The sequence below is a fragment of the Rhodococcus sp. 14-2496-1d genome, from assembly GCF_002259365.1.
Taxonomy (GTDB): Bacteria; Actinomycetota; Actinomycetes; order Mycobacteriales; family Mycobacteriaceae; genus Rhodococcoides.
In genome coordinates this window covers 1-13,188 of sequence record NZ_NPFV01000027.1, presented here as the reverse complement: position 1 = coordinate 13,188, position 13,188 = coordinate 1, and the positions used below count along the sequence as shown (strand labels likewise).

Below are 13,188 nucleotides of genomic sequence, written 5' to 3'. Positions count from 1 at the left end.
AGTCGATGGAACCGACGCCCACGGGCACGCTGCGCAGCACCGACACCGGCTTCGCTCTCGAGCTGACCAGGACCATCGCCGCTCCGCGCGAGGACGTGTGGGCCAGCATCACCGAATCGTCGCGAACGGCAAGGTGGTTCGGGCCGTGGGAGCGCATCTCGGAGAACACCGTTCGCGTCACGATGCGGTTCGAGGAGGGCGAGCCTGCATCGGACATGGCGATCGAAGCGTGCGAGCCGCCCGGCCGGCTGGCCGTGCGAACGCTCGACGTGATGCAGTGGCCGCTCGAGGTTCGCCTCGACGACAGGGACGGCTCGACGGTCGTCGTTCTGGTGCACAGTTGCGAGAGCACGGACGGTCTGGGCGACATCGGTCCCGGCTGGGAGTACTACCTGGATATGCTCGTCGCATCCAGGGACGACGCCCCGCTGCCGAGTTTCGACGACTACTACCCGTCGCTGCAGGAGTACTACGCGTCGCTTCGCCCGCAGTGAATCAGTGACTGCGTAGCGCGTCGATGAGCTCTTCCTTGTTCAGCTTCGAGTAGCCCTCGAGACCCAATTCCCTGGCTCGGTCGGTCAATTCGTCGACCGTCCAGTCCTCGTAGGATCCGGATTCTCCGCCCTTCTTGCCGACCTGGTCTCGCCCCTTATTCGCTGCGGCATTCGAGATGCGGGCGGCTTTCTCCTTCGAGTTTCCGTCCTCGCGCAATTTCTCGTAGAGATCCTGGTCCTTGAGCTGTGGTTGATCGTCGTTGGTCGGCATACCGGCCCTCCGTTCCGTCGATAGTGCTCGTACAGCTACCCGCTTCGCCCCCGGGCAAACACGGACGCTTCCCTCGTTGTGAGCTAGAACAACAGAAAATGGGTACGTTCGGGATATGCCATACCTGGAACGATTCGACGACGTATTCGTGCTGAACCTCGGCAGTCGAGGTGTGGACGATACCGAGAACCGCATCAGCCCGAACTGGGTTGCCGAGATCAACGCGCTTTTGGACGAAATCGAGACCGGAACGGGTCCTGCTGCGCTGGTCACGACGGCGACGGGAAAGTTCTTCTCCACGGGAGTCGATCTGTCCTGGGGTGCCGAGAACCTCGACCAGATCAACCGATTCATCGGGACGGTGCAGGAGATGTTGGTGCGCTTCCTGACATTTCCGATGCAAACCGTCGCGGCAATGCAGGGACACACCTACGGTGGTGCCGCGTTCTTCGTGATGGCGCACGACTACCGGATCATGCGATCCGATCGCGGATTTCTCTGCTTCCCCGGCGTGAACATCGGTGCGACGTACAGCCCGGGAACCGTCGACATGGTGCGTGCCAGGTTGGCTCCACATGCGTTCCACGAGGCTCTGACGACCGGCCGCCGGTACGGCGGTGGCGACGCCATGGCGCTCGGCCTGGTCGACGCGGTCTCGACGCAGGAGCGGGTGCGCGAGGACGCCATCGCGCGCGCAGCCGAGTTGGCCGGCACCCGCGGTGACGTCCTGGGCGAGATCAAACGCACCATGTACTCGGCCGAGATCCGTTCTCTTCTGACGCCTGTCGCAGGCGTCGACGAAATGGAATGGGCCTCGAACTGACCGAGCCGCCAGCGCAGCGCTAACTACCTGCGACCAGAGGAGCGACCTCGGTGCCGAGGAGTTCGATCCCGCGCAACAGGTCACTGTGCGCCAGTCGCGGATTGGTCATCTGCAACGACAGCCGGTCCACACCTCCCAGTTGATCGCTCACTCGCAGGATCTTGTCCGCCACCGTCTTCGGATCTCCCATGAAGAACGCACCGTTGGGACCGGAGGTGGCATCGAACTGCTGCCGGCTGGGCCGAGCGAATCCACGTTCCCGAGAGATCTTGGTGAACATCTCGTTCCAGCCGGGGTAGATGGTGTCGGCTGCGGCCGTCGTGGTCTCGGCGACGAAGCCGAACACGTGCAGGCCCACCTTCAGCTGCTCCGGCGGGTGGCCCGCCTGCGCTCCGGCGCGACGGTACAGATCGACGAGCGGGGCGAACTGTCGAGGTTCTCCGCCGATGATGGCAATCATCAGAGGGAGCCCGAGAAGCCCTGCGCGAGCGAAGGATTCAGGCGTTCCACCGACGCCGACCCAGATCGGCAACGGATCCTGTAGTGGACGCGGGTAGATGCCCTGACGGGTCAGTGCCGGGCGGTGCCGACCGGACCAGGTGACCTCGACGTTGTCGCGGATCTGCAGCAGGAGGTCGAGCTTCTCGGCGAAGAGCGAGTCGTAATCGGCCAGGTCGAGGCCGAACAGCGGGAAGGATTCGGTGAAGGATCCACGTCCCACGACCAGGTCGATCCGGCCCTTGGAGATCAGATCCAGGGTGGCGAACTCCTGGAACACCCGTACCGGATCGTCTGCGCTGAGCACCTTGACTGCGCTACCGAGTCGGATGTTCTCGGTGCGCGCGGCTGCCGCGGCAAGAATGATCGACGGAGCCGAATCGTAGTACTCGCTGCGGTGATGCTCGCCGATGCCGAACGAGTAGAGCCCGACCTGATCCGCGAGGGCGATCTCTTCCAGCAGGTGACCCATTCGCTCCTCGGGAGCGATCACCCGGCCGTCGGTCGGATCGGTCACGGAAGAGACGAAGCTGTCTACGCCCAGATGCATGGTGGGACCTTTCGATTCGGGTTGGTCGACTCCATCAGCATCGGTGAAGATTCAATTATTCCGATCTGGGTCGAGCCGGCGACTACTCACCCCATCGTTTCAGCTCGTCTGCCGCGTAGTACATCTGCTGGGAAGCGCCGAAGCGAACGAGCAACTGTTGCTTGTCCTCGTAGAACCAGACCACGGTTCCGTACATACCTGCCATGGGCCCGGTCAGCGGTGTGACTCCGTCGCCTACCTCGAATCCGTCCATCCCTGCACCGTACCGACCGAGGGTGCCGAAATCGGACACCCACCATTCGGCCTATCGCTGTCCGCGCTTGCGTGCGCGCCGTTCGTCCAGCTTGCGCTTGCCGTAGCCCCAAGTGATGCGGCCGAGACCCTCGAAGAGTCGGCTGGAGAGACTTCTGCGGTTGCTCATGGTGTGGCCTCGTTTCCAATGGTGATCATGTTCTGTCGGTCCGCTATCTGATGCAGCAGGCTTTCCGGTACGCCCTGCACCTGGTAGCTGTCGAAAGTGAGTCGAATCGAAGGCGAGCAAGCGCACATCGGTCACGGGTGATCTACGTCACTGCAACTGCTACGCGTCGCATCACGCCCGCGCGACAAGTCGATCGATCCATCCGATCACCTCGGGGTAGGCAGCGACGTTCGTGGCCGTGTGGTCGAACTCCGGAACGAGCTCGGTTCCGAAATCGAACTCGCGGACGGTGATGTCCACGGCACCCGCGGCGCGCCAACGCTGCGCGAGCAGTCGGCTCTGCTCGATCTCGACGGACGCGTCGTGGACGCCGTGCACGATCATCACGGGCGCGACGGGCGCGGTGAACCCGACGGTGTTCGCCTTGGTCAGTGGCCCGAGCACGGGCCCGGTCATCAGTTCTCCCAGGGACGAGCCGTCAGCAGTCAGATCCTCGGATCGCAGCGGTCCGTACGCGAGCGCGTCGGTGGTGCAGAAGTCCTGTGCCGCATCGAGAGCCGCGCGTCCGCGATCGTTGAAGAGGGCGCGGATCCGGTCGGCGAGGTCGGGGTGTGCGCCGATCAGACCGTCGATCGTGTACAGCATCGTCGCGGCCCATGCGGAGCCGTCCTGGCCTTCGACGCGGACCACCGGATCGGTCGGAGCGGCACCGACGAAGGCCCCGACCACGGACAACTCGGGCGCGTAGGTGGATGCGAGCTCTGCGGCGGCGGCCGATGCGACGCCGCCCGCCGAGTATCCGTAGAGCACGACGGGCGCGCCGGTCTCATGTGCTGCGGCCCGTGCCGCGTCCAGCAGTGCACGGCCGCCGGCGACCCGGCCCAGGAACTCGTACTCACCCGGGGTTCCGAGCCCTTGGTAGTCCGTCGTGACCACCTGGTACCCCTGCGCCAGCAGTGGAAGCAGTGCCGGCATCGTGGTTGTCAGTCCCTGCTCGGTCGACCCCGAGCAACGATCGGCAACCCCGTAACTTCCTGGCGCATAGGCGATCACGGGCCGGGGTCCTGCACCGTCCCAAGCCCGAGTCGGTGTCACCAGAAGCCCCGACACCGCCACCGCACGATCGCGGGGATCGGCCGATCGATATAGAATGCGTTCGGTGCGTGCTCCCAGGAGGTCGAGCTGCGGCACTGATTCTCGGCGCACGATGGACCCGGGTGCGTACGCCTCCAGGCCGACGACGGGCGCTCCGTAGACATCGGCAGCGACGGGAGCCGCCGAGACGGGTGCAGCCGACATGACGAGCGCCCCGGCAAGGGCGAACGAAGCGAAGGTGACCCGTGGGAGTTTCATCTCGCGAGCAAGTATGCGGCGCTGCGCACCAATCCGCATTCGCTGCTCCGCCGCAACAAGTGCGGTGGCCGCGTGCACGGATCGCCATCACGATCATGGCGCTACTTACCTACTTGATCCACGTCGGGACGAGGCTGCGCACCTGTGGTGCGCCGGCCAACAGCGGTGCCACTTCACGTTCGTACGCCCGGTAGGCGGGGTGCTGGAGAAACGTGAGCGCGTCTTCGGCGGTGCGGTAGTGCTGGAAGGCTGTGATGCCATCGGGATCGTCGACGTCGAGACCGTAGTAGTAGGCGAGGTGTCCGGGGTTGTCGAGTACGGCCGGTGCCATGTGCTTTTCCCAGAGAGCTCGGACGGCGTCGCGTTGGTTCGGCAGGGTCTTGTGAGAGACGATGACGGTGACACCGGACAGGACGGCGGTTTCGGCTGCCATGGAGAGCTTCCTTTCGACTGACCATCAGTTGCGGTTCACGGCGATCATGCAGCATGGGTCGGACAATCGACGATGGTGCGGATCCGTGACGGACTGGGCACGCTACTGGCAGCCGCAGGACGAAGAAAATATTCGGTTCGCCATACCGGAAACTGTTGCCGTACTGCGCCCGAGTGCATCTGCGATGCGGGTAGCCGCAGCCGACTGCGACATGTGCAAGGTACCCGTTCGACCAGTCTCGTCAGCACTCCTCGTCTGCGTGGCAAGGACATTCGACAGCCCCACCCGGGATTGTCTTCGCCGCGCTCGACTTCACTTCATCGTGCGCAAGAGTCCACATCCCCGCTTGATCAGGACAGACGCGGAGCTCCATGTGGATTGTCTGAAAACGTCAACATGAGACCGTGTGGTATGCGATTGTTCGAGGATTACATGTTCATTCCTGCCCAGTACGAGGGCTGGATCGGAAGCGGATACGTCTCGACGATAGTGTGCGCGGCGTCGCCATCGGAAGCCATCCAGGCGCTTCAGGCCGACGACCGTGAACGTGTCACGGCATCGGGCGTCAAGGGTGTTCAATATGGTTGCCGTACTGGCGCACCCACAGAATCCCAGCGAGGGAGACCACGTGGCACTCAACAATCGCTTCGACAAGTCGTTGTGACGCACCGAGTCAGTCTGTCAGCCCAGTGGGTCCGCGCCCGACGTCGCGGGCGCACCCCCAGCCTGCCTCATTCCTCGCGAACTCGGAACAATACGACCGAACTTGATATGCAGCGTTACCTGTAAGCCCTGCATATACTGCGCCACAGCATCTTTCGCGCTGTCACCGTGCAACCAAGCTCCAGTTCATGCAGTACTCGAAAGCCATCCGAAGAACGAATTCTTCTGCCGCCGTGGCCACCCGGTAGGGAGAATCGACTGCATGCTCCCGCCTTTCTGGTGTCATCGGCGAGCGTCTCGATTCGGTTCGTCGCGGGATTGGGTTTATGGCAAAGACACGCTTGGACACCAATCCCCGTGACAGCATCGAACCGATCAGTCTTGATCGCCCATAGCAAGGAGCCCCTGATGAATTTCGCCGCCCGCCGCCTGGCTGCCGCCGCTGCCGTATCCGGCGCGACCGCCCTTGCCCTGATTGCCAACCCCGCCCTGGCTGGAGCCGTCGTTTTCGCAGGCAACGCCGAGGTGACAGCCGAAGGCAATGTCATCACCGTCCAGTTCGCCAACGTCAAGTCCGACGGAGTCCTCTTCGGCTGCGAAGTCTGGGTAACCGACGACCCCGCGACCACGGTGATCGTCGACCAGCAATTCGTGCCGGTTGTGGGCGGATCCTTTGCCCCGGCCGTGGGCGGGACGGCTACCTACACCACGACACTGCCCGACGGTGACTACCTTGTCGCCGCTCTCTGCAGAGACTCCGATACCGGTCTTACTCTGACCCCCGATATCCCGCCTATCGCTTCATTCAACCTCGGTGACGGCGTACCGGTCACCCTGGTCACGCCCCCGCCTCCCGGCGGCGGGTTCTTCGGCAGCGTGGAGATGGGGAACCTGTTCGGCAGCTCGTAGCCGCCCACACCCTCATCACCCCACCCGGAGACCGACACGGACGTGGGTGTCGGGTGGGGACGGTGGCTGATTGCCCACGACAGCGACAGCCGCGATCGTCTATTGTCTGCGCTTACGGATACGAAGGCCCCAACTCGGGTTGGAATAGTTTCTGCGCTAGGGCATTCAGACGAGTTCGAGAACGACGACTTCGGGGCTGCTGCCCGGGTATGCCCGCGGAGCGGCGAGAACATCGCTCCAGATGTGCGCCCCGATCACAGGATGAACGAACGCATCTGCAATAGGCGCGGACATCATCCTGCTGTGTGCTCTCGCCCCGGCAGTACGTGCGCCGTCCCCACGATCACCCCCGAGACGGGTGAACAATTCCTCCGCAAGTCGGTACTGTCCTTCGTTGATGCGCGACCCATCCGCAACGCGCTCATCTCCGGATTTGAACGGTGTGAAATGTAAGAGCACGTCCGCCACCACGTCGGCGATGTCGGGAGGTATCAATGGCGGCACCAACGTGAGGTCGCCGTGCACGGCCGACATGTAGCCCAAGCAAGCGATGGGAAATCTGCTCCAGTCGCTTTCCCCCACCACTACGGCCGTGGCGGCAAACACGAAGTCGTCGAACAGATCTCGGTGCACCGGCGGTAAGCGACGCATCGCGTTCGCGTCGGCCAGCGAGACACCGTCGTAGATGAATTGTTCGAGGACTCGACCCTCTACTTCTTGCAACCACATATGAAAACCCGCGAACTAGGAGGACCGCCAGACGAAGCCGACGGACGCGGGGTCACCGAGCGCCAGTAAACACGCCCGGCCGTTCCTCCACAAGCCACGGCCTGAGGCGTCGTGGTCAGCTCGCCCTCGTCAGTTGCCGCGCTGTTGCCTTCGTGGTGGCAGGCGAATCAGAGTTCGGGCGCGGGCGGGTTCACTCTGTCGCACACAGGCGTGACGGGATCGGTGGGAGTAGTCCGAACGGCCTGTAGGTCCACCTGGGTGAGTCGCCGCCTTGCACGGTTCACTTGCGTTCGATTGCGAGGGTTCAAAAAGATGAGTAAGTGATGACTGGAGCATCCACAGACGTCCATCAGCTACCCGGCGGTGCGAATCCGGCACACAACTCGCAGGTCAGCGGCATAGCAACCGGGACCTGACTCCCGGTATTTGCGATTGGGAGTCAAGTCTCTGAAACGTCCTCCGCCGCTTGAAAACCCGCAGGTCAGGGAGTTGCGATTTTCGCGAAGCTTGCGGTCGGCTACACATAACCAGACAACAAAAAGTGCCCCTGACCAGCAAATATGCTGTTCAGGGGCACCTGTTGTGCGCCATCAGGGATTCGAACCCCGGACCCGCTGATTAAGGGACACTGCGGCGGTGACCAGCATCGTTGCGCGCAGGCGGTTCGAGATGCCCGAATCGATCCCCGCATGACCGGGGGCACGGGTTTGGTGAGTGGTACCAGCGTCCCAGAATTGTTTTGGTGTGACTTCACCACTGAACCTAACGTTGAGGTATAGAGATGGTTACGAACCAACCGAACCGCCCAGTACGTTTGCTGTCCGCAGTACCGATGAGCGGTATGAACATGCTCATCGTGCAACCACAATGGCTCGACGCAATCGCCGACTGGGAACAAGAACTCCGCCACGCGGGCCGGTCGAAAGACACCCGCTACACCCGGACCTACCACCTGCGCAGACTTGCCCACGACCACCGCAACCACTCCCCCTGGGATCTGACTCGACACGATCTCGTCGAGTGGATGGCCGACCACGATTGGGCTCCCGAGACCCGGCGCAGCTACCGCTCGTCGCTCGCAACGTTCTACCGCTGGGGCCACGCCATGGGACACATCACCGTCGACCCCGCATTCACACTCGCACCCGTCAAGATCCCGAGAGCCCGGCCACGGCCGGCACCGAACGACGTCGTCGACGACGCCCTGCGACACGTCGACCTCCGAGTCCGAATGATGATCCTCATCCTGGCGTTCACCGGCATGCGCCGCGGCGAGTGCTCACGGCTGCACACCAAGCAGCTCGAGCGCGACCTACTCGGCTGGCAGCTCCGCGTCATCGGCAAGGGCGGCACCGAACGGCTGATCCCCATCGACGACCAACTCGCCGCAACACTGCGCCTCCTTCCGAGCGGCTGGGTCTTCCCCGGCCAGATCGACGGACACATCAGCGCCCACTACCTCGGCAAGCTCGTCTCCCGCGCCCTCGGAGACGGCTGGACCGCACACACACTCCGCCACCGATTCGCCAGCCTCGCCTACGCCGTCGAACGCGACATCCGCGCCGTGCAGGAACTGCTCGGCCACGCATCGGTCACCACCACGCAGATCTACACATACGTTCCCGAACAGTCCATGCGCCGCGCCGCCGCCGGTGCCGGGGTCGGACTGTTCGCGGCCTGACACAGGAGAACCCATGTCCCGCTTCCCCTCTGCGGCATCGATCGCAGGCACAATCCTCATCGCGCTCGGCGCATTCTGGCTCAGCTTCACCGCGCTGCGCGATCTCGCCGACCGATCCGGGGTACCGACTTCACAGTCTTGGGTCTGGCCGCTGATCGTCGACGGCCTGGTGCTCGTCGCCACCGTCGCCGTCGTCGCACTTCACGAACACCGCTGGTACGCGTGGTCACTGCTCGCGACCGGTGCGGTGATCTCGTTGGCCGGCAACACGTTGCACGCGACCTACACCGGCGATCTGCCAATCGCTGTCCGCGTCCTCGTCGCAGCCGTGCCGCCGCTGTCCCTGCTGGCCGTCACCCACCTGACGTACTTACTTTCACGTCGGCCACGGTTAATCAATGAAACGAGTTCTGCCATCACGACCATCGCCCCGACGCCCATACTGCCCAGGTCCAAGGGATTCGAGAGCGAGGTGCCTGACCTCGGTGCCTCGTTTCGCAACGCCCGCCGCGCAGGGTAGACGGACAGAACCTCTTGCATTGGCGGACTCAACGCCGTTCATTCAGCCGAATGAACGGCGTTGTCGGGTTCCTCCCTAACTGGTAGACAGACCAGCGTGATGCAACGGAACAAGGCGTGGATCCTCGTAGGCATTCTCGTGCTCGTCGGTGGCGCTGTGATTTTCTGGGGCGTCAATCGTGAAAGCGATAAGGCGGACGCACAAGAGTCTGTCATGAAGTCTTCCTGCGAACGAAGCGTGAACCTGAAACTATATGGACTCACTTCGCAATCACGGGTCGACGTCGTCGACATCTCGTACGACCGGTCGTCTGCAGTCGTCAGCGGCACATTTCGTGATGGCACGTCTACCAATGCGGCGCTCTACACGTTCAGGTGCAGTGGCATCAACACCGTCGAGTACGAACGCGTGCAGGGAAATTAAGCGACAGCACCCAGGTATGCCGCCAACGTGTGCGATGCGTGGGTATCGAGGTTGCGACGGCCTCGGTCGTAGATCCCAATCGTCGTCGAGATGTCCGCGTGCCTGGCGGCGAGCTGCACCTCACGCAGTGGAACTCCGGCGTCGATTGCGTTGACGATCATGCTGTGCCGGAACGTATGTGGTGAGACGTTCATCGTGATCCCGGTCGCGCGAGCAACACGTTTGCACACACGATCGGCGGAGCGTCGGGTCATACGAGTCCCGTCTCGCCGCAGCAGTAGTGGCCCGGTCGTGCGCCCGTCGACTACTGCATCGATCGCGCGCATGACCACGGGGGGTTGCGGCACGATCGCCTGCGCTCCACCCTTCTGCACGAACGTCATGATCCGGTGGCCACGCGAATACGACAGGACGTCGCCGACGTCGAGGCCGCACACTTCCGAGACACGTAATCCCGTGTAGCCCATGATGACTACGAGCGCGTAGTCGACGGGCGATGATTCGTACGCCGTGCGGCACACTGCCTGCAATTCGTTCCGGTCGAGGTGCACCTTCTCGTTCACGGATCGATGGATCTTCGGCATCTTCAACAGGCGCGCAGGGTTTTTCGTCACGAGGTCGTCGTCGAGTGCAAGCTCGTAGAACAGCTTCAGCGTGCCGAGTCGGTGATGGACTGTCGATGGGCAGTTGCCCCGCTCGTCGGCGAGATACCGCATATACATTTCGAGGTGCTGACGACGGATCGCGAACACATCGAATCCTTTTGTGTCACACCACAGTAGAAACATCGTCAGGTCTGCACGGTAACTGATGCGGGTGTTCCCGTCCCAGCGCTGCAAGAAAGACTCGACGTAGAATTCGCGGTCGATTACGGGCATAGGCTGCGCTGCAGAGTGCAGCACGGTACCGTTCAGCACGGTCACGCTCCAATGTATCGATTGGTGGGTGGCAAGGCCTCGATCGGTGTTCCCGCACCGGCCGGGGCCGCTTCTAATTCTCGCCACAGTACGCCCGAAACGGACACAGTGGTACTGGTTTCGGACACGAAAAAGCCCCACCCGGAACGGATTCCGGGTGGGGCTTCGTTCACGCAGACCGGTTCAGGTCAGAGCGTGGTCTCGTCGGTCTGCACCGCCTCGGTCTGACCCGAGTCGTTCACACCGGACGCACCGGGCTCGAGAGTGCCGCCCGTGTCGCCGGCACCATCCTCGACCGCCTCGTCGGGGATGATCCCCTTCACGGGTGCGAGCAACGTGCGGATCTCGGCGGCGGTGTCCGCGTCTGCTCCGGTCGCCTCGATGATCTTCGTCGCTGCCTGATCGACCTCGGCGGCCACTGCCTCGCGAACCTCGGCGATTGCCTTGGCGGATTCGATTCCTACTGCCATGATGGTGCTCCTTCTCGTGAATTCGTTCGATGCGAGCACGGCCGCGAGTGCGACCGCTCCGCCTATCTGCCACCACACAGGGCGACACCTCCTCCTGTTGAGAAGCGTTGCGATCGGGCGATACTCACCGATCAGTTCGTGGGCCACCGACGCCGCGGCGACGGCTCGCGCACGCCCAGACCTACGCAATCGGGACACTGCTGATCCGGCCACGACGACACCGATTTGCCATGACGCATTTCTCCGGCAGGAATGCGGCCGACACCTCGGCACCAGACACAATCGACAGCAGTCATCAGCGCCACCACCTCACGTATCCATTCGCACGCGTGTTCGATTTCTGTTAGCGTGACTGTCAGCGGGGCGCGGTCGGGAAGGGAAGCCTGAATCGTGTCCCGCGACTACGTTCGGGAGGGCGTTTGTGGAGCTGTACCGGATCGGCGATCGATGGGCCGAGCGCGCGCCTAGTCACTGCCCAGCGGGGCACGAACTTCGCGGCTGCCGGGTGCTCGTCGGGTCTCAGGTCTGCTCCTGCGAGATCCACCACCACCGGACTCATGCGTGCCGGGAGTGCGGCCAGGTCGTCTACACACCGCCGATGACCGGCGAGTGCACAGACAGCAGCTTCGATGGCCGCAGCCGATAGGTCAGCGCGTTACCGAGAACCCCGCGGCGGTCAGGCACCGACCTATGAACCGGGCCATCTCCTTCGAGTCGTTGCCACCCGCGCCGAGATATGTGTTTCCGTCCAGATGAAAGAGGCAGGCTTGCATGTAGTGCTCTATGGCGTCCTGAATGAGCCCGCGCGAGTCGGATCCCGCGGCGTACCGCGCGCCCAGCTCACGCTCCGATGCCGCCAAGGCATCATGCCAATCGCTCATAGCTACTCCCCCGCGGGTTCCTTGTGGATGATCACGTCATCCGAACCTTCGTATCGGTAACCGCGACGGCCGTCCGGAAGTAGAACCCACCCGGCCTGGCCCTCGTCGTCAGGCGGAGTAAATGACACGGCCTCTGCCATCGCTACTCGCTCTCGTCGACTGCGAGGTCCGGCAGGGACATGAATGTGAACGACTCTCGACCAGTGCTGGTGCCGGCGTATCGACGGAAGCTGTGGACGTCGACGTTGTGGGCAGCGATCTCAGGTGCATCGAAGTGGTCGCCAGGCTGTGCGCCGGTCACGTCCTTCACGACGATGAAGTTGCATCCCACGTGACCGCAGGACCACGTCACGGTACGACGGCCGGTTGGCGATTCCTGTAAGAGCATGCGCTCAGCATACGGCGAACTCACCGAAAGCTCCGGACAGTTCGACCCTCGTGAATTGATCTGAGATCCGCCAACTCGAACGGCACAACCTGACCCCAGAACGGACCCGACTCCACCTTCACGATCGCGCCCGGAACCAACGGCTCCTGAACGAACATGGTGTGGATCGGAGTGATCTCAGTGATGACACCCACGCTGTCGACACAGCCAGGCCAACTGCGGCACACCAGATCTCCCACTCGAAGCTTGTTCATCGTCAATCTTCCTCGCTTCGTTGTGTGAATTGGGAGCCTTCACTCGATGGGCGGCCGCCAGTAGATCCAATGGCCACACGGCGGCGATGTGAGCCTGCTGCGCGCGAAGACCATAGGCGCGGGTGTGCCAAGGTCTGTGACCGTCCGATCTCCGTACAGCCTCAGGTCGATGTCGCAGCACGTCGTCGTCGCCGGTTCGACCATGAGCGTGCGTGTGTAGTCGTTGAACAGGCCAGAGAAGGTCCTGGTCCGCTCCCGCACTTCCTTCAACAAGTCAGCGTTCTGGTGTCGATAGACCCAGTCCCCGAATTGGACGTCGAGCTTCGGCTTCGGCGGCGCTTCGGGTGCCAGGTATTCCATCGCCCCAGGATACGGCCAACTCATCGGGAATTCCGAACAGTTGGACCCGCCCATAAATGCTCGCGCTGATGTCGCGTCAGCCGCGACGCTTCGGTCGTTCGATGATGGGAAGACTGGCGAGTGAGTAGTCCCCCGGAGGCACTTCGGGGA

The 13,188-nt window shown here is 62.9% G+C and carries 17 protein-coding genes; 6 read left to right on the top strand and 11 right to left on the bottom strand.

Going from position 1 to position 13,188, the window contains the following annotated elements; genetic code table 11:
* Window positions 1-5 precede the first annotated feature (5 nt).
* The gene (locus CH296_RS19055; RefSeq protein ID WP_094647472.1) at window positions 6-494 is read left to right on the top strand and encodes an SRPBCC domain-containing protein; all 489 of its coding nucleotides are present in this window, start codon (window positions 6-8) and stop codon (window positions 492-494) included.
* Window position 495: 1 nt separating this feature from the next.
* On the opposite strand, the gene CH296_RS19050 is transcribed toward CH296_RS19055, so the two are convergent.
* Window positions 496-765 (bottom strand): Rho termination factor N-terminal domain-containing protein, encoded by a 270-nt coding sequence (locus CH296_RS19050; protein ID WP_094685524.1) that lies wholly within the window; start codon window positions 763-765, stop codon window positions 496-498.
* 115 nt (window positions 766-880) lie between these two features.
* Between CH296_RS19050 and CH296_RS19045 the strand changes: the two genes are divergently transcribed.
* Entirely contained in the window at window positions 881-1,588 is a 708-nt protein-coding gene (locus CH296_RS19045) for an enoyl-CoA hydratase-related protein (RefSeq protein ID WP_045194528.1), read from the top strand.
* 19 nt (window positions 1,589-1,607) lie between these two features.
* Here CH296_RS19045 and CH296_RS19040 read toward each other — a convergent pair whose 3' ends face one another.
* The 4 genes from CH296_RS19040 to CH296_RS19025 all read right to left on the bottom strand — a co-directional run bounded on the left by CH296_RS19040 (window position 1,608) and on the right by CH296_RS19025 (window position 4,843).
* The gene (locus CH296_RS19040) at window positions 1,608-2,636 is read right to left on the bottom strand and encodes an LLM class flavin-dependent oxidoreductase (protein ID WP_032394649.1); all 1,029 of its coding nucleotides are present in this window, start codon (window positions 2,634-2,636) and stop codon (window positions 1,608-1,610) included.
* A gap of 82 nt (window positions 2,637-2,718) precedes the next feature.
* Entirely contained in the window at window positions 2,719-2,889 is a 171-nt protein-coding gene (locus tag CH296_RS29015; protein WP_155290791.1) for a hypothetical protein, read from the bottom strand.
* Window positions 2,890-3,228: 339 nt separating this feature from the next.
* The gene (locus CH296_RS19030; RefSeq protein WP_179277776.1) at window positions 3,229-4,410 is read right to left on the bottom strand and encodes a lipase family protein; all 1,182 of its coding nucleotides are present in this window, start codon (window positions 4,408-4,410) and stop codon (window positions 3,229-3,231) included.
* Between the two features lie 109 nt (window positions 4,411-4,519).
* Window positions 4,520-4,843, bottom strand: coding sequence for a putative quinol monooxygenase (locus CH296_RS19025; protein WP_218830266.1), 324 nt, complete (start codon window positions 4,841-4,843; stop codon window positions 4,520-4,522).
* 1,071 nt (window positions 4,844-5,914) lie between these two features.
* On the opposite strand from CH296_RS19025, the gene CH296_RS19015 reads away from it, so the two are divergent.
* Window positions 5,915-6,415 carry a hypothetical protein gene (locus CH296_RS19015; RefSeq protein ID WP_094631400.1) on the top strand — a complete coding sequence of 167 codons (501 nt, stop codon included), beginning with the start codon at window positions 5,915-5,917 and terminating at the stop codon, window positions 6,413-6,415.
* Window positions 6,416-6,580: 165 nt separating this feature from the next.
* Here the strand turns inward: CH296_RS19015 and CH296_RS19010 are convergent, their stop codons facing one another.
* On the bottom strand, window positions 6,581-7,138 hold the full coding sequence (locus CH296_RS19010; RefSeq protein WP_143546390.1) for a hypothetical protein: 558 nt from the start codon (window positions 7,136-7,138) through the stop codon (window positions 6,581-6,583).
* Window positions 7,139-7,976: 838 nt separating this feature from the next.
* Between CH296_RS19010 and CH296_RS19005 the strand changes: the two genes are divergently transcribed.
* The 3 genes from CH296_RS19005 (at window position 7,977) to CH296_RS18995 (ending at window position 9,768) form a co-directional block, all read left to right on the top strand.
* On the top strand, window positions 7,977-8,825 hold the full coding sequence (locus tag CH296_RS19005; protein WP_179277775.1) for a tyrosine-type recombinase/integrase: 849 nt from the start codon (window positions 7,977-7,979) through the stop codon (window positions 8,823-8,825).
* A 13-nt stretch (window positions 8,826-8,838) separates the two neighbouring features.
* Complete coding sequence (locus CH296_RS19000) at window positions 8,839-9,345, top strand: DUF2637 domain-containing protein (RefSeq protein WP_094685519.1); 507 nt, start codon at window positions 8,839-8,841, stop codon at window positions 9,343-9,345.
* Between the two features lie 96 nt (window positions 9,346-9,441).
* Window positions 9,442-9,768, top strand: a complete 327-nt coding sequence (locus CH296_RS18995) for a hypothetical protein (RefSeq protein ID WP_143546389.1) — start codon at window positions 9,442-9,444, stop codon at window positions 9,766-9,768.
* Here CH296_RS18995 and CH296_RS18990 read toward each other — a convergent pair.
* From CH296_RS18990 to CH296_RS18970, 5 genes are all read right to left on the bottom strand, one after another.
* Window positions 9,765-10,646, bottom strand: a complete 882-nt coding sequence (locus CH296_RS18990) for a tyrosine-type recombinase/integrase (protein ID WP_256980516.1) — start codon at window positions 10,644-10,646, stop codon at window positions 9,765-9,767. The genes CH296_RS18995 and CH296_RS18990 overlap by 4 nt on opposite strands.
* 227 nt (window positions 10,647-10,873) lie before the next feature.
* Window positions 10,874-11,155, bottom strand: coding sequence for a hypothetical protein (locus tag CH296_RS18985; RefSeq protein ID WP_143546388.1), 282 nt, complete (start codon window positions 11,153-11,155; stop codon window positions 10,874-10,876).
* Between the two features lie 647 nt (window positions 11,156-11,802).
* Window positions 11,803-12,036 (bottom strand): hypothetical protein, encoded by a 234-nt coding sequence (locus tag CH296_RS18980; protein WP_094685515.1) that lies wholly within the window; start codon window positions 12,034-12,036, stop codon window positions 11,803-11,805.
* A 142-nt stretch (window positions 12,037-12,178) separates the two neighbouring features.
* Window positions 12,179-12,346, bottom strand: coding sequence for a hypothetical protein (locus CH296_RS29010; RefSeq protein WP_179277774.1), 168 nt, complete (start codon window positions 12,344-12,346; stop codon window positions 12,179-12,181).
* 98 nt (window positions 12,347-12,444) lie between these two features.
* A complete protein-coding gene (locus CH296_RS18970; protein WP_094685513.1) occupies window positions 12,445-12,678 on the bottom strand; it encodes a hypothetical protein in 234 nt (77 codons plus the stop codon).
* Between the last annotated feature and the right edge of the window lie 510 nt (window positions 12,679-13,188).